Source organism: Salmonella sp. A1325 (assembly GCF_056991255.1).
In genome coordinates this window covers 377,262-396,821 of sequence record NZ_JAMLWO010000002.1, presented here as the reverse complement: position 1 = coordinate 396,821, position 19,560 = coordinate 377,262, and the positions used below count along the sequence as shown (strand labels likewise).

Sequence of the window (19,560 nt, the reverse complement as noted above, 5' to 3'; positions counted from 1 at the left end):
GACGGCTGCCTTATCGGGCAATAGATTGCCGGATGGCGATGCTGATGCGCCGCCTTATCCGACCGGGGCGGCGTGATTGCTCAGGCCCGGTAAGCGCACGCCACCGGGCTATAAACGTTTACTTCGCCAGACGCGCTTCGATGGCGTCCATCAACATCCCGGTGATAGAGATCGGGTATTCCGCTTCGATTTCACGCACGCAGGTTGGGCTGGTCACGTTAATTTCCGTTAAGCGGTCGCCGATAATATCCAGACCGACGAAAATAAGCCCTTTGGCTTTAAGCGTTGGCCCAACGCGGCGGGCGATTTCCCAGTCGCTTTCGCTCAACGGACGGGGTTCGCCGCGACCACCAGCCGCCAGGTTGCCGCGGGTTTCGCCGCCCTGCGGAATACGCGCCAGGCAGTAAGGCACCGGCTCGCCGTCGACGACCAGTACGCGCTTATCGCCATCTTTGATCGCGGGCAGATAGTTCTGCGCCATGCAGTAGCGGTTGCCCAGCTCGGTCAGCGTTTCGGCAATAACGCCTATGTTAGGATCGCCTTCCTTAACGCGGAAAATGGACGCGCCGCCCATACCGTCCAGCGGTTTCATAATGATATCGCCGTGCTTTTCCCAAAACGCTTTGAGCTGCGCTTTATTGCGCGTTACCAGCGTTTCCGGGGTCAGGTCGGCAAACCAGGCAGTATACAGTTTTTCATTACAGTCGCGCAGGCTTTGCGGTTTGTTGACGATCAGCGTCCCTTCCTCTTCAGCGCGTTCCAGAATATAGGTCGCATAAATAAACTCGGTATCAAACGGCGGATCTTTACGCATCAAAATGACGTCCAGATCGGCGAGTTTAATCTCCTGCTCGCTGCCGAACTCGTACCATTTATCGTAATTTTGCTCCACGCTCAACGTTCGCGTGCGGGCGCGGGCTTCGCCGTTAATCAGATAAAGGTCGGCCATCTCCATATAATGAAGTTCATAACCACGACGTTGGGCTTCCAGCAGCATAGCGAAACTGGTGTCTTTCTTGATGTTGATGTGTGCGATGGGGTCCATCACGATGCCGAGCTTGATCATTATTTTCTCCGTTAACGCTTCATCCTAAGTCGCCAAAACGCACCTGTAGCGCGGTAATGGCGGTGAGCGCGGTTGTCTCAGTACGCAGAACGCGAGGTCCTAACAGAATATCAGTAAACTGATAGCGCGCGGTCATCGCGATTTCGTCCGCCGACAGCCCGCCTTCCGGGCCGATCAGCAGTCGGACGCGTTCAACCGGCAGCGGCAGAGTGTTGATGCTGGCATGAGCGCGCGGATGAAGATTGAGCTTCAGCCCGGAATCTTGCTCGGCGCACCAGGCCTCCAGCGCCATCGGCGGGCGAATTTCCGGCACCCGGTTACGCCCGCATTGTTCGCAGGCGGCGATGGCGATCTTTTGCCACTGCTGGCGCTTTTTGTTCAGACGTTCATTATCCAGTTTAACGCCGCAGCGCTCAGAGAACAGTGGCGTAATGAGGCTTACACCCAGTTCGATCGATTTCTGGATAGTAAATTCCATTTTTTCACCGCGCGACATCACCTGGCCCAGATGGATATGCAGCGGCGATTCACGATCGTCGATTTCGCCTTTCATCACTTGCACTTCAACGCTTTTCTTACTGGCGCTAATGATTTCAGCATCGAATACCTGATTACTGCCGTCAAACAGCTGTAACGCTTGTCCCGGTCCCATGCGCAGTACACGACCAATATGGTTGGCCGCATCTTCGCATAACGAAATCTGCGTACCGGACGTCAACAATTCAGGGTGATAAATGCGGGGAATACGCATAATAAAAAAATCCGCGTCATGGCCCCGGCGTTTGGCTATCCAGGGCATGGGTTAACAAGAATCCCGCTAGTGTAGGTTAGCTCTTTCGCGCCTGGCAAGCGCGTTGCACATAGGGATTATGATTACCCTGGACCTTCGCGATACGCGCATCGCGCTCGCACTCCCAGGCGGTAACGGGGTACTGCTTATCCCAGACGTTAAAAAGCTGCGTTTGTTGGCGGGAAAGTTTCAGTTGGTATTGGTCGCGCATATAAAAATAAGTGCGGGCGATTGCGCCACGGGCGCGGGCGGGCGGCTCGGCGATTTTCGCTTTAAAATCCACTTTCATGGCGCATTGCCCGTACTGACCTTCGCCGCCGTTCCACTGGCTATACATAAAGTTGCCGCGATCGCCATTCACTTCGCCAATGGCGGGCTGCAGGTTATGCATATCGCTTTCCATTTTGCGGTAGACCGGATCTTTAGCGCAGTTTTTTCGCCCGCCGTCCTGCCAGCACTGGCGCTGATGACCGAATTGCCAGGCGGGGACAACGTGCTCCCACTCAATGCGTCTGGCGCGATTCTCGTTTTTACGCACCTTATAGTCGCAGGACTCCAGGTCTACGACGCCTTTTTTACCCTGCCAGCGGATTTGGCACCCGCAGTAAAAGCTGCCGGGCGCGTCGGCATTGACTTTGACGCTCGCCGCTTTGGCCTGAGAAAAATTGTTAATGCCATCGGCCAGGGCCTGGCCTGAAAACGCTGCGGCCAGCAACGCAGCGGCAAAAGAAAAATTACGGTACATTGCACACTCCATAGCAAAACGAGCCCGCAACGTAACGAAAGTTGTGTCTGTATGCAATCAGTCCGCTCAGGAAAGTTCCCGGACGTTTCGGGAACTACCCGGCGACCAGTGGTTCGCCGCAGTGAACGCAACGATAAACCGCTTCGCCGCGTACTACCCGATTATGACGGCGGACGGTGAGTTGATGTTGCTGGCATTGGCAATGGTAGGGAAAGGTATTGCGCCGTACGGATTGCAGCGCAAATTGATGAGTACGTCTGGCCGGAACGCCCAGCACGCTTTCCATCATCCACTTCCATTCCTTGCCATGCGGAGCCTTGCGTCCGAAGTGCTTCCACACCAACAGATGCGCCAGTTCATGCGGCACGACCTCTGCTATAAAGGTGTCGATGTTTTCCAGCAGTAACACCGGGTTGAGGCGGATTTCGTAGCTCTCCAGCCAGGCGGTGCCCGCCGAGGTGCCGCGTTGCGTATACACCAGTTTCGGCTCCGGATAATGTCTATCGAGCTTGAGGTTCGCCTGGGCGAGATTTTCCCGCAGACGACGCATCACGGCCTGCTGGATAGCGATAGGGAGACGAGGGGTTTTCATAGCGGCAGAGAATAGTGCGACGGAAGAGGGACTGCAAGAAAAACGCTTCCTCCTGTGGCTGGAGGAAGCGTGGAGGGATTAGTCGTGGGCGCCGATTTCGCGCAGTTTACGACCTTTCATCAGGTTACGTTCAATGTGTTCCAGCGAAACGTGTTTGGTTTCCGGTACCAGCCACAGGGTCAGCAGGATAAACAGCACGTTCAGGCCAGCGTAGACCCAGAAGGTGTTGGCGTTACCCAGATTGTTCAGCATGGTCAGGAACGTTGCGCCGACGATCATATTGGCGATCCAGTTGGTCGCGGTGGAGCAGGTGATGCCGAAATCGCGGCCTTTCAGCGGTTGGATTTCGGAGCACAGTACCCAAATCAGCGGACCAGCGCTCATCGCAAATCCAATGATGAACATCAGCAGCATAGCGATAGCGAAGTATTGCGCAGACGGCGAATGGATGCCGATGTGCATCATCGTACCCAGAATCCCCATACCAATCGCCATGACCAGGAAGCCCAGTGTCAGGGTCGGCTTGCGGCCCCAGCGGTCAACCAGGCCGATAGCGATGAAGGTTGCCAGCACGTTAGTCAGACCAACAATAACGGTACCCCACATCTGCTCCGTGGTATTCGTGTACCCCGCCAGTTCGAAGATTTTCGGCGCGTAATACATGATGACGTTCATCCCGGTAAATTGCTGCATGACCTGCAACAAAATGCCAAGAAACACGGCGCGGCGGAAGTTGCTGTTCTCTTTGAACAGCGCCCAACCGCTCTGTTTAACCTGCAAACTTTCGCGAATTTCATCGAGCTCACGTTTTGCTTCCGCACTGGTGTCACGCAGGCGCAACAGGACGCGTTCAGCATCATGGAAACGGCGTTTCGCCGCAAACCAGCGCGGGCTGTCCGGCAGGAAGAAGACGCCGATCAGCAGCAGAATGGCTGGGATGATGATCACGCCGAGCATCCAGCGCCATGCGCCGCTGTAACTGAACGCGGTATCGGACAGATAAGCGCCCAGAATCCCGATGGTGATCATGAGCTGGTACATTGAGATCATACTGCCGCGAATTTTTTCCGGCGCGATCTCGGACAGGTACAACGGTGCGGTGTAGGAAGCGACGCCGACGGCCAGACCCAGCAGCACGCGAGAAATAATCAGGACTTCAACGTTAGGCGCCGCAGCGGAGAACAGCGAACCGGCGACGAAAAGGATAGCGCCGATCATCAGGCTTTTTTTACGACCCAGCTTAAAGGAGAGCCAGCCGCTGCCGACAGCGCCGACGGCCGCGCCAAACATCATGGAGCTGACCACCCATTCCTGAGTGTGTGCGGTAATTTGAAACTCGTCGGTAATGAAGGGTAAAGCACCGGCGATAACGCCGATATCCAGGCCAAAAAGTAATCCTGCCAGGGCTGCAAGAAAGCAGACAAAAAATGTCATGGCCTTGTTGGAACGCCCTTGTTTTTTATTGTCAGGCATTATGCCCTCCGGTTGGGTTAGCAATTTTATCGATGTTAAGAGTAGGTGAGTACGCCGTAAAAAGATGTGAGGCTAATCACAATGGTGTAATCGTTTACACTACTATTTATATCGGTGATTATTTAATTATCTGAAAAATAATAGTTTTAATAATCTTATAACTATATCAATCGCCTGGTATTCAGACAAAGTTGAAAAATTATGTAATATTTTCATCGCAGAATTAGCATACCGATAGTGATGCGGTCAGTTCTTAATGAAAATGAATGTAACCGCTTTCATGGTGACTGAAACTGAATGATAAAAAGTGTAGTCGAAGAAACGAAAGGGGAGAGTGGATTGTGCTGCGCATCACAAAAAGGTCAGTATAAATTCACGCTGGAATATCTGATAACGTTGCGTGTATCAGCAATGATAAAGGCCAGCAGGGCGCTGGCCTTTATAAGTACGGTATGGCTTACCTGACTGAAAAACAGCGTCAGGCGCGGGCGATTATTTCAGACCGGCAGCATCGCGCAGCAGTTGCGCTTTGTCGGTTTTTTCCCATGGGAAGTTTTCGCGACCGAAGTGGCCGTAAGCCGCAGTTTCTTTGTAGATCGGGTGCAGCAGATCCAGCATCTGAATCAAGCCGTACGGGCGCAGGTCGAAGAATTCGCGTACCAGCAGAATCAACTGTTCAGCAGGCACTTTTTCAGTACCGAACGTTTCCACCATGATGGACGTCGGCTCCGCTACACCGATAGCGTAGGAGACCTGGATTTCACAGCGATCCGCCAGACCTGCCGCCACGATGTTTTTCGCGACATAACGCGCAGCGTAAGCTGCAGAACGGTCAACTTTAGACGGATCTTTACCGGAGAAGGCGCCGCCGCCGTGACGCGCCATACCGCCGTAGGTATCAACGATGATCTTACGACCGGTCAGACCGCAATCGCCCATCGGGCCGCCGATAACAAAACGCCCGGTTGGGTTGATAAAAAACTTAGTGGACGTATTTAACCATTCAGACGGCAGAATGGGTTTGATGATCTCTTCCATCACCGCTTCTTGCAGCGATTTTTGGTCGATATCTTCTGCGTGCTGCGTAGAGAGAACCACGGCGTCGATACCGACGATTTTGCCGTCGTCATACTGGAAAGTGACCTGGCTTTTTGCATCCGGACGCAACCATGGCAGGGTGCCATTTTTACGCACTTCAGCCTGACGCTGTACCAGACGGTGCGCGTAGGTGATTGGCGCAGGCATCAGTACGTCGGTTTCATTTGTCGCGTAGCCAAACATCAGGCCCTGGTCGCCCGCGCCTTGTTCCAGCGGGTCTGCGCGGTCAACGCCCTGGTTGATATCCGGAGACTGTTTGCCAATTGCGCTCAGTACCGCGCAAGAGTTGGCGTCAAAGCCCATGTCGGAATGCACATAGCCAATTTCGCGCACCGTATTACGGGTAATCTCTTCGATATCGACCCAGGCGCTGGTGGTGATCTCACCGCCAACTAAAACCATGCCGGTTTTAACGTAGGTTTCACAGGCGACGCGTGCTTTCGGATCCTGTTGCAGGATAGCGTCCAACACGGCATCAGAGATTTGGTCTGCGATTTTGTCAGGATGCCCTTCTGATACGGACTCAGACGTAAAAAGGTGTTTTGCCATATTTAATTTCACCTAAGGAGAATTTAGTTAGCTCAAACTGTTGTGCGGAATAGTCATGACAGAAGATTCTACCATGAGTCTGAAGGTCGCTGACACTGGCAGTCTGAGTGTTAATCAGTATGGATGGATTAACATCTGGACGGCTATTTTAGGTCACTTCTTCGCCCAATTTCCAGCTTTTTTTGAAGGCCGTCGCAATGTCGGTCAAAATCAGGCGGTAAACGTTTCTGATAATGCTGACATTATGCGCATTTATGCTTTGCTTTTTTTCTGCGTTCTGGGTATAAAACGCGACGCGCGGCTCATACAAAAGCACACGACGTTTTCTTCGTGTCGCCACTTCCAGCCGGGTTAAAACGTTGCTTTGGCTTGTGGGTTCGTCTTACGAGGCGGCCGTGGAGGTGATACGAGATAATGAACCGTTGTATTCTGCTGAATCTGTCGCATCGTTCTGGTGCGCGCATGTCCCCCGCAATCTGCATCTCTGCTTTGCATACCTGCCGATGTTATACCCATCTCGGCGCTTCTCAGGATTCCAGAGCCGGCAATGGCGCTGAAGACTGAACAAGGGCGCTCTTGTTAACGCAAGAGTTTTCTCGTGGTTTCGCCGAACCGTTATCTGTGAGTTCGGTTACGTGTTTACAATGATATGAAAAAGAAACCGGTCGCGCAGGCGGAGCATCAGCGCTATCTGCTGGAAAATCCGCTTGTCTATGGGTTGTTATCGCGTCTTCGGATTGCGATAGTAGTCAACTGTTTTACACTTGCTAATAAAAATTGAGGTTCGCTATGTCTGACGACATGTCTATGGGTTCGCCTTCGTCAGCAGGCGAACAGGGTGTACTACGCTCCATGCAGGAGGTTGCAATGAGCTCCCAGGAAGCCAGCAAGATGCTGCGCACTTACAATATTGCCTGGTGGGGCAATAACTACTACGACGTCAACGAGCTGGGCCATATTAGCGTATGCCCCGATCCCGACGTACCGGAAGCGCGTGTCGATCTTGCCAAACTGGTGAAAGCGCGCGAAGCGCAAGGTCAGCGTCTGCCGGCGCTGTTCTGCTTCCCGCAGATCCTGCAACACCGTTTGCGTTCAATTAACGCGGCGTTTAAGCGTGCGCGTGAATCTTACGGTTATAACGGCGACTACTTCCTCGTTTATCCGATTAAGGTCAATCAGCATCGCCGCGTGATCGAGTCCCTTATCCATTCCGGTGAACCGTTGGGGCTGGAAGCGGGGTCAAAAGCGGAATTGATGGCGGTGCTGGCGCATGCCGGCATGACCCGTAGCGTGATCGTCTGTAATGGTTATAAAGACCGTGAATACATTCGGCTGGCGCTGATTGGCGAGAAGATGGGCCATAAGGTTTATCTGGTCATCGAAAAGATGTCTGAAATCGCGATTGTGCTGGAAGAGGCCGAGCGCCTGAACGTGGTTCCTCGCCTGGGCGTGCGTGCGCGTCTGGCTTCTCAGGGGTCCGGTAAGTGGCAATCCTCCGGCGGCGAAAAATCAAAATTCGGCCTGGCGGCGACCCAGGTGCTGCAACTAGTGGAGACCCTGCGTGACGCCGGGCGTCTGGACAGTCTGCAACTGTTGCACTTCCACCTGGGATCGCAGATGGCGAACATTCGCGATATCGCGACCGGCGTGCGCGAGTCCGCACGTTTCTATGTTGAGCTGCATAAGCTGGGCGTTAATATCCAGTGCTTCGACGTGGGCGGCGGTCTGGGCGTGGATTATGAAGGTACCCGCTCGCAGTCCGACTGTTCGGTGAACTATGGCCTGAACGAATATGCCAATAACATCATCTGGGCGATTGGCGATGCCTGCGAAGAGCATGGTTTACCGCATCCGACGGTGATTACCGAGTCTGGCCGCGCCGTCACTGCGCACCATACGGTACTGGTCTCTAACATTATCGGCGTGGAGCGTAACGAATACACGGATCCGACTGCCCCTGCTGAAGATGCGCCGCGCGCGCTGCAAAATCTGTGGGAAACCTGGCAGGAGATGCATAAGCCTGGCACTCGCCGCTCGCTGCGTGAATGGCTGCATGATAGCCAAATGGATCTGCACGATATTCATATCGGCTACTCTTCCGGCGCGTTTAGTTTGCAGGAGCGCGCCTGGGCGGAACAACTTTATCTCAGCATGTGCCATGAAGTGCAGAAGCAACTGGACCCGCAAAACCGTGCGCATCGTCCGATTATCGACGAACTGCAAGAGCGAATGGCGGACAAAATGTACGTCAACTTCTCGCTGTTCCAGTCAATGCCGGACGCGTGGGGAATCGATCAGCTCTTCCCGGTACTGCCGCTGGAAGGGTTAGATCAGGTACCGGAACGTCGTGCCGTGCTGCTGGATATAACCTGTGATTCCGATGGCGCTATTGACCACTATATCGATGGCGACGGTATCGCCACGACGATGCCGATGCCGGAATACGATCCAGAGAATCCGCCGATGCTCGGCTTCTTTATGGTCGGCGCCTATCAGGAGATCCTCGGTAACATGCACAACCTGTTTGGCGATACTGAAGCGGTTGACGTGTTTGTCTTCCCGGATGGTAGCGTCGAGGTTGAGCTGTCGGACGAAGGCGATACCGTTGCGGATATGCTGCAATATGTGCAACTGGATCCGAAAACGCTGTTAACGCATTTCCGCGACCAGGTAAAACAGACGGATCTGGACGATGCGTTGCAGCAGCAGTTCCTTGAGGAATTTGAAGCGGGACTGTACGGTTATACTTATCTTGAAGATGAGTAATTAAGAGTATTCCGCTTGTGGGTCGATTTAATTATTTAAATCGACCCTTTTATATTTTATAAATTCTTAATTATCAGCGGCGTCGCTTCTCTATGTAATTTTATGCGCCTACAATCCCCCTAATAATTAAAAAGGGGGGTGAGTATGAGCAAATTTAAATTTAATGCCGTCATTGTTGGCTTGTTTTTGCTGTTAGGCGGCTGTTCCAGCGGAATGCAATCTAATAATGGCTCTTCATCCGACGTCGGCACCGCCTGGGGCGGCGACGTGCATTCATCGGTACAAAGCGTTTCGGTAGAGCGTGCCGATCGAGAACCTGCCGAAATGGTGGTAATAAATTACTCCACTCAATATCCGTCAGGTTACGATAAAGTTTATAGTATACGTATCAGCGATCTTGAATATGCTGTGCGCGACGCTAATTTTAATTCGATTCCAATTACTCGTCGCTACAACGCATCAATGGGACAATGGCAATATAGTATTCCTGCAAGATCAGGGATGAACTATCAGTTATATATTCGTAATTACAGTCATGATACCAATTACGAAATCGTCGCAACGGTTGATGGCATGGACGTGTTGAACGGAAAAGCAGGCTCGCTGAATCATCATGGCTATATTGTTAACGCCGGCGATTCACTGGCGATTAAAGGGTTTCGCAAAGATAAACACACTGAGGCGGCATTCCAGTTCGCCGACGTAGCTGACGCTTATGCGATCCACTCCGCGCAGGGCGATGTACGCAACATCGGCGTCATCGGCTTTGCCGCTTTTGCATTGCAGGGTAAAGCAACAAATACGCTACCGCCTTGTTCCTCGCAGGCTTTCCCGGCGGACAACAACGGGTATGCGCCGCCGCCCTGCCGCAAATAAACCCGGCATCAAACGTCAAATATGCGTTATGGGAATCAGCGCCTTTCCTGCCGAGTCTGGTGGGGAAGGACTGTGTGACGCGCATAGCCGTAGGTTGTGGGAAAGAAACGACCACTCTCTGGCAGGGAAATTGTTTACCATAAACATTAGGATTTGTTTACACTACCCTCAAGTGGAGCAATTGCTGTCTACATAGGTATGTGCATGGAACAAATTTTAACCAAGCGGCGCTATTTTGATATAGGGCTGCAAATAGAAGAACTACTCTATTCAGGGGTATTTAAAGCTGGCGAGCGACTTCCGGCGGAGAGAGAACTCAGCGAGCGTTTTCAAACCAGCCGCACGACGATTCGTGAGGCGATTATTATGCTTGAGCTGAAGGGAGTGGTAGAGGTTAAGCAAGGCGCAGGCACTTACTTTATTGATAGTCTCGAAAAAATCAATCAAAAAGCGCTCTTGCCTTACTCAGACATTGGCCCCTTTGAATTGCTACAGGCCCGGCAGGTCATCGAAAGTAACATCACCGGTTTTGCCGCTACGCAAATCAGATTTAATGAACTTAAGCAGCTTAAACGTATTATTGAGCAGCAGGAAAAGCAGATTGGCGGCGACAGCGACAAATTTGAAGAACTGGATCGCCAGTTCCACAATATCATCGCGGAATCCACGCAAAATCGTGTATTAATGAAACAATCTGCCGAGCTGTGGCGGGCTGTCAGGACCGAAAATCCGCGCTGGAAGCAGTTAAACTATAAGTATTTACATAAGAAAGAGTTAAGAATGAAATGGGTGGAAGATCACCGTAGTATCTTCCTTGCATTGCAAAAACGCGATGCTGAGCAGGCCAGACAGGCTTCGTGGACCCATCTTGAAAACAGTAAAAATGAGCTGGTAAAAATCTTCCAACAGGATGATTCGCTGGAGGATTTTGATGATTTTTTCTTCGCCACCTGACGGCTATTTTCAGGCGGATGACATTTTTGTCAGCGATTAACCGGGCCTGCCGCCAAAAACAAGCCCGGAGAGAGGGAATCAGGCTTCGTAAATGCTCAGCTTATCCCAGTCAAACTCTACGCCAATGCCGTAGGTGTCCGGTGCCACGGCGCGATAATTGTCGACCACCAGCGGATGTTTGGTATATTGATCGATCGGGAAACTGTGAACCTCCAGTCAGCCAGTCTCGAATGCGGAAACCAGTCTGACGTGTAATTCCTGCATACCGAGCGAGCATACCGAAAGACCGCCATTCGTCGACAGACGCGCCGCCTTCAGCCAGCCATTTTCCACAGCGGCAGTTTTTCACGTTTGCCTTTCAAATCCCAAAGGGCGATATCCACCGCAGACATCGCAAACGATGCGATACCTCCGCGACCCACATAGTGAATATGCTATTCCATAAAGTCATAGATATCGTCAATCGCAGCGCCCTCTTTCCCTGACAGTACCGGGGCAAGATCGTGATCGATCATCGCTTTAATTGCATACCCTCCCTTTCCGCCGGTATAGGAATATCCGGTGCCAGTTGAACCGTCTTCCAGCGTAATCGTCGTGGTTACCAGTTCGAAATGGCTATTATGCCATGTTTCACGTCAACTAAGACCTCGGCCAGAGGGGCTTTGAAAGCTTTGTTTTAACGTGCCTAATCTGCGTCTTCATCAATTTTTTCCTTTTTTCAATCAATGGATTAATTTGCCAATTACGTCTAAAGGCGGCTCACTCCTCATCGCTTTAGCAGCGACCCGGATGATCAAAACCGTAACTGATGTTCTTAGGTTAACGTTGATGCTGATAATAAATTGAGTTCATTAATTCACTAGACAAATTATCAGATTTGGTTTGCTGTATTTCGGGTAATTATTGAACCAATCATGCGTGACATATACGCTCGCAGCGGGCGTGTTATTCAATAAGGTATTGTTTTTCATGTTTTTTAATGGTTTCAGGTTGTATGGGTGGTATGCCAATTCGTGGCCGATTTTTCTAATCAAAATCACGCTTTTGTGAATCGTAAAATTTATCCTGAGAAGCTAATTTTATAACTAATTGATAAATAAATTATTTTTATTCGTTGGCTATTAGTCAGCATACCGAGATGAAGAATCCGGTGCCGTGAGTGTGATCATATTCACGGATTTTGGTATGGTGTTTAAGCAGAATTGGTAAACAAAACATGAGTGGGAAAAATTCATGGACACTATAGCTCGCCAGTTAGACGCCGCAAGGCACCAATTCAAAACGACTTATTCACGTCAGGGAATGGAAGCCAACATCGTACATATTGGATTTGGCGCCTTTCACCGTGGTCACCAGGCGGTTTATAACGATCTCACGAATGAGATAACCGGCAACCGCTGGGGGATTTTTGAACTAAATCTGTTCGGCGATGCGGAGCTGGTGGATGCGCTAAATGCGCAAGAGGGGCTGTTTTCAGTGGTGGAAACGTCAGCCAGCGCCATCAACAGTCGCCTGGTTCGTACCGTCACCGGCGCGTTGCATACGCCGAAGTCAGGTATTCAGGCGGCGATCGAGAAGCTAACTGAGCCGCAGGTAAAAATTGTTTCGTTGACGATAACGGAAAAAGGTTACTGCACCGATCCGCGGTCCAGAACGCTCGATCTCAGCCATCCGCTCATCAAACACGATCTTGCCGATCCTGAACATCCCCGCTCAGCACTCGGACTGATCGTCGAAGCGCTACGGATACGCCGCCAGCAAGGGCTTCCCCCGTTTAGTGTACTGTCGTGCGATAACATTCCGGAAAACGGTCATTTGACCAAAACGGCGATCGTTACGTTTGCCGATAATCTCGATCCGCAACTGGCGGCCTGGATAGCGAAGCATGTCACCTTTCCTGGCACCATGGTCGATCGCATCGTGCCGGCAATGACGCCAGAGCAATTTGACATGATTAAAGACCAGATCGGTTTTGCCGATCCCTGCGGCATCGTATGCGAGGATTTCCGTCAGTGGGTTATCGAAGATAATTTCGTTGCCGGTCGTCCTGACTGGGATAAAGCAGGGGCTATGTTCGTCTCGGACGTGCTTCCCTATGAAGAAATGAAACTTCGTATGCTGAATGGCAGCCATTCGTTTCTCGCCTATAACGGCAGCCTGACTGGATATGAGTTTATCTATCAGTGCATGGAAGACGACGCTTTTAAAACCGCCGTACATCATTTAATGACGGAAGAGCAGGCAAAATCGCTGTGCCCGAATTTGGCGGTAGATGTACATCAATATGCGCAGTTGCTCATTGATCGATTCAGCAACCCGAATATTAAACATAAGACCGGACAGATTGCGATGGACGGTTCTCAGAAGCTGCCTCAGCGGGCCGTCGATTCTTATCTGACGCTCCAGGCGCGCGGTGTTAAGGGCAGGGCGTTAGCGACGCTGATTGCGGGCTGGCTCCATTACGTCATTAATACACTCTCTCAGGGGCAGAGCGTGGCCGACCCGCTCAATGATACCTTCAATGCGGCTATTAAAAATAAAAACACGCGATGGGAACAAGCGCTGTCTTTGCTGCAGATAAATAGCATCTTTGGAACGCTGGCCGGCGACAACGCAGACTTTTTAAACGACATTCAGCAGGCCTTTAACCATATTGAATTACATGGCGTCACGGCCACCATTCACCGTTTATCTTCAAAGGGTTAAGTATGAAAACGCTTATCTGTAATAATCCGGGAAATATTGAATACATTGAAAGAGATATTCCTCATTTAAAAGACGATGAAGTACTGTTAAAAATTAAAGCGGTTGGTATTTGTGGCACCGATATCCATGCGTTTGCCGGTCGCCAGCCCTTTTTTGCCTATCCGCGCGTGCTGGGTCATGAAATTTGCGGCGTGGCGGAAATGTTGGGTAAATCGTGCAGCACGGCGAAGGTCGGCCAACGCTATAGCGTTATTCCCTGTATTCCTTGCGGCGCTTGCGCAGCCTGCCGGGAAGGAAAAACCAACTGCTGTGAGAACGTCTCGCTGTATGGCGTTCACCAGGACGGCGGCTTTAGCGAATATCTGGCCGTTCGTGAACAAAATCTGGTTGAACTGTCGGATAACCTCACCGACAGCGCGGGCGCGCTGGTTGAGTGTTTCGCCATCAGCGCCCACGCAGTACGCCGCGCTGACGTGAAGCCGCAGCAAAACATTGTGGTGGTCGGCGCCGGGCCGATTGGGCTGGCCGCCGCCGCGATAGCAAAAGCCAAAGGCGCTCGCGTCGCGGTAGCTGATATTGACGCCGAACGCCGTCGTCTGGTAGCCGAAAAGGTAGGCGTTGCAACGCTCGATCCGTCGTCAGACGACTATATTGATGCGCTGAAAGCCTGTTTCTCCGGTGAATTAGCCGGCACTGTGCTTGATGCCACCGGCAATAAATCCTCCATGAGCCGCGCTGTCGATCTGATTCGTCACGGCGGAAAAATCGTCTTCATCGGGCTGTATATCGGCGAGCTCGTCATTGACGATCCGACCTTCCATAAAAAAGAGACCACGCTATTGAGCAGCCGTAACGCGACGCGGGAAGACTTCGAATGTGTCATTGAGCTAATGGCTCAGGGCGCTATTAGCGAAACAATGATGAAAAACCAGGAATTCGATTTCTATACGTTCGGCAACCAGTACCAGAAGAACGTGGTAGAAAACAAAAAATTGGTTAAAGGCGTTATCAAATTTTAATAGCGGGATAGTTATGTCAACAATATTAGTCAAAGAAAATGAATTGAAAGCGCTGGCGTTTAATAAACTCACCCAGGCGGGTCTTGACGCGCAAACGGCGCAGCAGGTAGCCGACGTTTTGGTTCATGCCGATATTACCGGCGTTCACTCCCACGGCGTTATTCGCGTAGAGCACTATTGTACCCGCCTGAACGCAGGCGGGCTCAATCCAAAAGCAACATTCAGCATTGAACAGATTTCGCCTTCTGTCGCTATTCTGGACTCTGATGATGGAATGGGGCACTGCGCGCTGATAAAGGCGACAGACCACGCTATTAGTCTGGCAAGAGAAACGGGGCTAGGCTTCGTCAGCGTCAAAAATACGTCCCACTGCGGCGCGCTCTCGTGGTTCATTGAGCAGGCGACAAGCCAGGGAATGGTGGCTATCGCCATGACGCAAACGGATACCTGCGTTGCGCCGTATGGCGGCGCGGAGCGCTTTCTGGGGACTAACCCAATCGCCTTCGGCTTCCCCGTTAAAGACAGCCATCCGATGATCGTCGATATGGCGACCAGCGCCATTGCGTTTGGTAAAATTCTGCACGCCAAAGAAACCGAGAAACCAATAGGTCATGGTCTGGCGCTGGATAAAGAGGGACATATCACTACCGATCCGCATAAAATTGAAAATCTGCTGCCCTTTGGCGGACACAAAGGTTCTGGTATTGCCCTGGCGATTGATGCGCTCACGGGCGTCCTGATGGGGGCAAACTTTAGCAACCATATTGTTCGGATGTATGGCGACTATGACAAGATGCGCAAGTTAGCGAGTCTGGTTATCGTTATTGATCCGCAGATGTTGGGCAATCCGCTGTTTTCCTCAATAATGAGCACAATGGTCAATGAGCTAAGGGCTGTAAAACCGATGCCCGGTGTTGATAAAGTGCTGGCGCCAAACGATCCGCAAATCGCCTATAAAGAAAAATGTTTAAAAGAAGGTATTCCTGTGGCTGAAGGTATTTACCAGTACCTGATTGGCTGATAATTATAATCACGACCATTATTTAGGATAACTATAGTATGCTATATGGAAATATAGAGCAGCTTACTTTATTACCTTACGTTAACCACATTATTAAAAAACTTATCATCGAAGCGGTGAAGATAGCTGAAGATCAGCCTGCTGGTAGATATGAACTTTCTTTCCCGGAGTCATTTCTTATGATAAGCGAAGGAGAAACACACTCTTCGTTAAACCGCAAAGCTGAACTTCATAAAAAATATATCGATGTTCAGATTTTACTAAGCGGCTATGAGGAGATTGGCTATTCCAACAAAATTGATACCAGGATAAAGGAGCTTGAGCATCTTCCTGATGACATCATCTTTCCTGAATGTGTCGCTAATGAGCAGTTCGTTACATTAAATCCTGGCGATTTCGCGCTTTTTTATCCCAACCAGGTCCACCGTCCGCTTTGTACGCGTGGTAAACCTGCGCCGGTTAAAAAAGCGATTGTGAAAATTCCGGCCACGGCATTTAGCGAGTCAAGCTCGTCTTGTCAGGCGAAGGAATAAAGAAAGCGCTAAATGCAATTCAGGAAGAGACCTTCAAGTCATCCTGAATTACAGCCAGAATGAATAAGGTGGCACTTTTCTGACTTTAGAGCCTTTTCGCGTTGAGGCTAATCGCGGAAAGGCTTTTTACGTTCTGTAAAAAGAGGATGCGGGGTCTCCCCGGTAAATAAGTGAAAATGATACTAATCGATTTTGATATTATTTTTTGTTCAATCTGAATAATATGGTCTTTTACACGGAAAGTGATTGGCGAGGTGTTATGAATCATATTTTTAAATTCGCATTTATTTTTATTATCAATATTATATTTTTAATAAATGCTTCAGCAACAACGATGGACAAAGATAAATTTGTGGAAGCGAATGGTATCAAAATTCATTACGTTGAAGAGGGCGAGGGGTCTCCGCTGCTGTTGATTCACGGTGGTGGTCTGACGGCGAAAAGCTGGCAGGGATTAGCGAAAGAGGCATCTCGATATTTTCGCGTCATCATGCCGAACAGTCGTGGGCATGGATTAACCAATAACCCGCAAGGAACGTTTAGCTATGATCTGATGGCGGAAGATATGGCGGCTTTTATTAAAGCGTTGAAGCTGGAAAAACCGCTGGTGATGGGTTATAGCGATGGCGGCATGGTCGTTCTGAAGTTAACCAGCCGATACCCGGATCTAGCGTGCGCTGCTATCGTCGGCGGCGCAACGCATCGCTTTGCTACGGCCCATTACATGCAGGGGATGGAAATTTTTTATGGTAAAGGAATGCCTCAGGGGCAATTGACGGATCGCGATCTGGATAAAATGGCTTCGGATGCGCCCGGGATGGTTAAATTTTATCAGAACATGCATCATCCCGAGCAAAAAGACTACTGGCGCACGTTCCTCAAAGGTGTCTGGCCAATGTGGACAACGCCCACATCGCTGACGGAAGAAGAGGTGAAAAAAAATCCACATTCCTGTGCTATTACTGGACGGCGACCGGGATGAATTTTTCACCGTTGAAGAAGTTACCGAGCTGTACCGGCTGCTGCCTCAGGCGGAGATGACCCTCATTCCCGGTAGCGGTCACGCCATTTTCCAGACGCCAGGAAAAACACCGCTGTTTTACGCATTAGTGCTTGAGTTTTTACAGCGGCAACTCCCTAAGGCCTCTTAACTGACCGCGATGGACGTATGAGCCTACTGATTTGCGCTGGATATATATTTTTTTCGGGCGTTGTCTACTGTACCTGGCTAAACTGACTTCAATAATGCGGCCTGTCAGAGTAAACTTTGAGCCGTAAACAAATTCAAACCCTTCCTCGTCGGGCCTAACGACGCGGGAGGGTTTTTTTATATTGACTAAGAAGAGGTTTTTGCCATGAGCACCTTAGGTCATCAGTACGATAACTCACTGGTTTCTAATGCGTTTGGTTTTTTACGTCTGCCAATGAACTTCCAGCCGTATGACAGCGATGCCGACTGGGTGATCACTGGCGTACCGTTTGATATGGCAACGTCCGGTCGCGCTGGCGGTCGTCATGGCCCGGCGGCGATCCGTCAGGTGTCGACCAACCTCGCCTGGGAACACCACCGTTTCCCGTGGAATTTTGACATGCGCGAGCGCCTGAACGTTGTGGACTGCGGCGATTTGGTGTATGCGTTTGGCGATGCCCGTGAAATGAGTGAAAAATTACAGGCGCACGCTGAAAAGCTGCTGTCTGCAGGCAAGCGTATGCTCTCTTTCGGCGGCGACCACTTCGTTACGCTGCCGCTGCTGCGCGCCCACGCGAAACATTTTGGCAAAATGGCGCTGGTACATTTTGACGCGCATACCGATACCTACGCTAACGGCTGCGAATTCGATCACGGCACGATGTTCTACACCGCGCCGAAAGAAGGCCTGATCGATCCGCATCATTCGGTACAGATCGGTATTCGCACTGAGTTTGACAAAGACAATGGCTTTACCGTGCTGGATGCCTGCCAGGTCAACGATCGCGGCGTGGATGATATTCTCGCTCAGGTGAAACAGATCGTCGGCGATATGCCGGTCTATCTGACCTTTGATATCGACTGTCTGGACCCGGCGTTTGCGCCTGGCACCGGTACGCCGGTGATCGGCGGTTTGACCTCCGATCGCGCCATTAAGCTGGTACGCGGTCTGAAAGATCTGAACATTGTCGGTATGGATGTAGTGGAAGTCGCGCCGGCTTACGATCAGTCAGAGATCACCGCTCTGGCGGCCGCGACGCTGGCATTAGAAATGCTCTATATCCAGGCGGCGAAGAAGGGCGAGTAAATTGTTTTGCCGGATGGCACTGCGCTTATCCGGCCTACGCTTACCGGGCCTGTGTAGGCCGGATAAGGCGTTCACGCCGCCATCCGGCACTGTTCGGGGATTATTTGATCCCGTCCGCGCTCATACGATCGCGCACATGCTGTGCGCGTGCGGCGGACGCCGGGTGATCGTCGAACATTGAGCTTTGACGACCCGCTTCCAGTTTTGCCAGTTTCTCAAAGCTGGTAGCGAGTCCTGCCGGACTGATACCGCGTTTGCGCAACAGATCGTAAGAATAATCATCCGCTTCGGACTCCTGACGCTGAGAGAACTGCGAGTTCACCAGTTTTTCGCCAAGATCGCCAAGCTGTGATTGCGACAGGCTGCCGACTACTCCTCCTGCCGATGCCGCCGCGACGCGCACGGCGTTAGTGCCCAGCGCGACCTGCATCCCTTTCTTTACATGACCCAGCGCGACATGGCCCATTTCATGGCCGATCACGGCTTCAACTTCGTTGTCGGTCATCATATCCATCAGTCCGCTGTAGACGCGGATACAACCGTTCGCCATGGCAAACGCGTTGACGTCTTTCGTCTCGTAAACCTTATAGTTCACCGGCTGGCCGTTAATGTTATCCCCCAGCGCGGCGGCAATTTTTGTCAGTCGTTTAGCGTATTCGCTGCTCGCCGGCGCGATTTTCGCTTTGCTGTCGAGCTCTTGACAGGATTGATCGCTCAACGCTTTTACCTGCGCATCGCTTAACGTATAGGCCTGAAAAGCTTCAGCGCCCGAAGAAAGTAGTCCATTAGAGTCCATATTCTGGCAACCGGTCAGCACCGTCGCCATGCCCAGAGCAAGCAGTAAAGCGCGAATTTTCATTTTTCTCTTCCATACGAATTAATATTATTTTGAAATGCGCCCGTTGCAGATGAATTAGCGCCTGGGTTAAGTATAAAGAAAAGCGTGGCAGGCAAGTTAGCTAATTGCGCAACATGCGAGCACGATCCGGAGATTTCTGAAGCGGTAAAAGGATGTTCCATGTACATGACGCGCGGCTTGGGGTAAATTGTTGGCAAATTTTCCGGCGTAGCCCAAAACGCGCTGTCGTCAAGTCGT

18 protein-coding genes and 2 pseudogenes are annotated in these 19,560 nt (G+C 51.1%); 12 read left to right on the top strand and 8 right to left on the bottom strand.

Annotation, left to right across the window (positions count from 1 at the left end):
* Positions 1 to 118 precede the first annotated feature (118 nt).
* From gshB to metK, 6 genes are all read right to left on the bottom strand, one after another.
* The gene (gene gshB / locus NAZ64_RS05820; protein ID WP_000593248.1) at positions 119 to 1,066 is read right to left on the bottom strand and encodes a glutathione synthase; all 948 of its coding nucleotides are present in this window, start codon (positions 1,064 to 1,066) and stop codon (positions 119 to 121) included.
* Between the two features lie 19 nt (positions 1,067 to 1,085).
* Positions 1,086 to 1,817, bottom strand: a complete 732-nt coding sequence (gene rsmE, locus NAZ64_RS05815) for a 16S rRNA (uracil(1498)-N(3))-methyltransferase (protein ID WP_001222488.1) — start codon at positions 1,815 to 1,817, stop codon at positions 1,086 to 1,088.
* A 76-nt stretch (positions 1,818 to 1,893) separates the two neighbouring features.
* Positions 1,894 to 2,601: a deoxyribonuclease I gene (gene endA, locus NAZ64_RS05810; RefSeq protein ID WP_115285671.1), complete on the bottom strand. Its 708-nt coding sequence runs from the start codon at positions 2,599 to 2,601 to the stop codon at positions 1,894 to 1,896.
* Between the two features lie 94 nt (positions 2,602 to 2,695).
* Positions 2,696 to 3,193, bottom strand: a complete 498-nt coding sequence (locus NAZ64_RS05805) for a SprT family zinc-dependent metalloprotease (protein ID WP_000856775.1) — start codon at positions 3,191 to 3,193, stop codon at positions 2,696 to 2,698.
* A gap of 78 nt (positions 3,194 to 3,271) precedes the next feature.
* A complete protein-coding gene (gene galP, locus NAZ64_RS05800) occupies positions 3,272 to 4,666 on the bottom strand; it encodes a galactose/proton symporter (protein WP_001113171.1) in 1,395 nt (464 codons plus the stop codon).
* A 492-nt stretch (positions 4,667 to 5,158) separates the two neighbouring features.
* The gene (gene metK / locus NAZ64_RS05795) at positions 5,159 to 6,313 is read right to left on the bottom strand and encodes a methionine adenosyltransferase (protein ID WP_001062140.1); all 1,155 of its coding nucleotides are present in this window, start codon (positions 6,311 to 6,313) and stop codon (positions 5,159 to 5,161) included.
* 55 nt (positions 6,314 to 6,368) lie between these two features.
* Here metK and NAZ64_RS05790 point away from each other — a divergent pair, with 55 nt between their 5' ends.
* The 6 genes from NAZ64_RS05790 (at position 6,369) to NAZ64_RS05765 (ending at position 10,909) form a co-directional block, all read left to right on the top strand.
* Positions 6,369 to 6,668 carry a hypothetical protein gene (locus NAZ64_RS05790; protein WP_001540882.1) on the top strand — a complete coding sequence of 100 codons (300 nt, stop codon included), beginning with the start codon at positions 6,369 to 6,371 and terminating at the stop codon, positions 6,666 to 6,668.
* Positions 6,669 to 6,727: 59 nt separating this feature from the next.
* Positions 6,728 to 6,877 (top strand): hypothetical protein, encoded by a 150-nt coding sequence (locus NAZ64_RS05785; protein WP_001751809.1) that lies wholly within the window; start codon positions 6,728 to 6,730, stop codon positions 6,875 to 6,877.
* An 85-nt stretch (positions 6,878 to 6,962) separates the two neighbouring features.
* Entirely contained in the window at positions 6,963 to 7,094 is a 132-nt protein-coding gene (yqgB, locus tag NAZ64_RS05780; protein WP_000729109.1) for an acid stress response protein YqgB, read from the top strand.
* 8 nt (positions 7,095 to 7,102) lie between these two features.
* Positions 7,103 to 9,079, top strand: a complete 1,977-nt coding sequence (gene speA / locus NAZ64_RS05775; protein WP_001278580.1) for a biosynthetic arginine decarboxylase — start codon at positions 7,103 to 7,105, stop codon at positions 9,077 to 9,079.
* Between the two features lie 144 nt (positions 9,080 to 9,223).
* Positions 9,224 to 9,955, top strand: a complete 732-nt coding sequence (locus tag NAZ64_RS05770) for a hypothetical protein (protein ID WP_220569633.1) — start codon at positions 9,224 to 9,226, stop codon at positions 9,953 to 9,955.
* A 153-nt stretch (positions 9,956 to 10,108) separates the two neighbouring features.
* A complete protein-coding gene (locus tag NAZ64_RS05765; protein WP_001576357.1) occupies positions 10,109 to 10,909 on the top strand; it encodes a FadR/GntR family transcriptional regulator in 801 nt (266 codons plus the stop codon).
* Positions 10,910 to 11,223: 314 nt separating this feature from the next.
* Here the strand turns inward: NAZ64_RS05765 and NAZ64_RS05760 are convergent.
* Positions 11,224 to 11,493: pseudogene (locus NAZ64_RS05760) on the bottom strand (hypothetical protein).
* 649 nt (positions 11,494 to 12,142) lie between these two features.
* On the opposite strand from NAZ64_RS05760, the gene NAZ64_RS05755 reads away from it, so the two are divergent.
* The 6 genes and pseudogenes from NAZ64_RS05755 to speB all read left to right on the top strand — a co-directional run bounded on the left by NAZ64_RS05755 (position 12,143) and on the right by speB (position 18,464).
* Entirely contained in the window at positions 12,143 to 13,615 is a 1,473-nt protein-coding gene (locus NAZ64_RS05755; protein WP_220569634.1) for a mannitol dehydrogenase family protein, read from the top strand.
* A 2-nt stretch (positions 13,616 to 13,617) separates the two neighbouring features.
* A complete protein-coding gene (locus NAZ64_RS05750; RefSeq protein WP_000853913.1) occupies positions 13,618 to 14,634 on the top strand; it encodes a zinc-binding alcohol dehydrogenase family protein in 1,017 nt (338 codons plus the stop codon).
* A 13-nt stretch (positions 14,635 to 14,647) separates the two neighbouring features.
* Complete coding sequence (locus NAZ64_RS05745; RefSeq protein WP_076935642.1) at positions 14,648 to 15,655, top strand: Ldh family oxidoreductase; 1,008 nt, start codon at positions 14,648 to 14,650, stop codon at positions 15,653 to 15,655.
* A gap of 38 nt (positions 15,656 to 15,693) precedes the next feature.
* Positions 15,694 to 16,188 carry a NanQ anomerase/TabA/YiaL family protein gene (locus NAZ64_RS05740; protein ID WP_023199499.1) on the top strand — a complete coding sequence of 165 codons (495 nt, stop codon included), beginning with the start codon at positions 15,694 to 15,696 and terminating at the stop codon, positions 16,186 to 16,188.
* 223 nt (positions 16,189 to 16,411) lie between these two features.
* Positions 16,412 to 17,339 (top strand): annotated as a pseudogene (locus NAZ64_RS05735) (alpha/beta fold hydrolase).
* Between the two features lie 204 nt (positions 17,340 to 17,543).
* On the top strand, positions 17,544 to 18,464 hold the full coding sequence (gene speB, locus NAZ64_RS05730) for an agmatinase (protein WP_000105550.1): 921 nt from the start codon (positions 17,544 to 17,546) through the stop codon (positions 18,462 to 18,464).
* A gap of 100 nt (positions 18,465 to 18,564) precedes the next feature.
* On the opposite strand, the gene loiP is transcribed toward speB, so the two are convergent.
* Positions 18,565 to 19,323 (bottom strand): metalloprotease LoiP, encoded by a 759-nt coding sequence (loiP, locus tag NAZ64_RS05725; RefSeq protein ID WP_000701825.1) that lies wholly within the window; start codon positions 19,321 to 19,323, stop codon positions 18,565 to 18,567.
* Positions 19,324 to 19,560 lie beyond the last annotated feature (237 nt).

Bases quoted from the DNA above. Each gene is read 5' to 3' on its own strand.
- loiP (WP_000701825.1), bottom strand. From the start codon at position 19,323: ATGAAAATTCGCGCTTTACTGCTTGCTCTGGGCATGGCGACGGTGCTG.
- speB (WP_000105550.1), top strand. From the start codon at position 17,544: ATGAGCACCTTAGGTCATCAGTACGATAACTCACTGGTTTCTAATGCG.
- NAZ64_RS05750 (WP_000853913.1), top strand. From the start codon at position 13,618: ATGAAAACGCTTATCTGTAATAATCCGGGAAATATTGAATACATTGAA.
- NAZ64_RS05790 (WP_001540882.1), top strand. From the start codon at position 6,369: ATGACAGAAGATTCTACCATGAGTCTGAAGGTCGCTGACACTGGCAGT.
- rsmE (WP_001222488.1), bottom strand. From the start codon at position 1,817: ATGCGTATTCCCCGCATTTATCACCCTGAATTGTTGACGTCCGGTACG.
- endA (WP_115285671.1), bottom strand. From the start codon at position 2,601: ATGTACCGTAATTTTTCTTTTGCCGCTGCGTTGCTGGCCGCAGCGTTT.
- NAZ64_RS05805 (WP_000856775.1), bottom strand. From the start codon at position 3,193: ATGAAAACCCCTCGTCTCCCTATCGCTATCCAGCAGGCCGTGATGCGT.
- gshB (WP_000593248.1), bottom strand. From the start codon at position 1,066: ATGATCAAGCTCGGCATCGTGATGGACCCCATCGCACACATCAACATC.
- NAZ64_RS05755 (WP_220569634.1), top strand. From the start codon at position 12,143: ATGGACACTATAGCTCGCCAGTTAGACGCCGCAAGGCACCAATTCAAA.
- speA (WP_001278580.1), top strand. From the start codon at position 7,103: ATGTCTGACGACATGTCTATGGGTTCGCCTTCGTCAGCAGGCGAACAG.
- NAZ64_RS05770 (WP_220569633.1), top strand. From the start codon at position 9,224: ATGAGCAAATTTAAATTTAATGCCGTCATTGTTGGCTTGTTTTTGCTG.
- NAZ64_RS05745 (WP_076935642.1), top strand. From the start codon at position 14,648: ATGTCAACAATATTAGTCAAAGAAAATGAATTGAAAGCGCTGGCGTTT.
- yqgB (WP_000729109.1), top strand. From the start codon at position 6,963: ATGAAAAAGAAACCGGTCGCGCAGGCGGAGCATCAGCGCTATCTGCTG.
- NAZ64_RS05785 (WP_001751809.1), top strand. From the start codon at position 6,728: ATGAACCGTTGTATTCTGCTGAATCTGTCGCATCGTTCTGGTGCGCGC.
- galP (WP_001113171.1), bottom strand. From the start codon at position 4,666: ATGCCTGACAATAAAAAACAAGGGCGTTCCAACAAGGCCATGACATTT.
- metK (WP_001062140.1), bottom strand. From the start codon at position 6,313: ATGGCAAAACACCTTTTTACGTCTGAGTCCGTATCAGAAGGGCATCCT.
- NAZ64_RS05740 (WP_023199499.1), top strand. From the start codon at position 15,694: ATGCTATATGGAAATATAGAGCAGCTTACTTTATTACCTTACGTTAAC.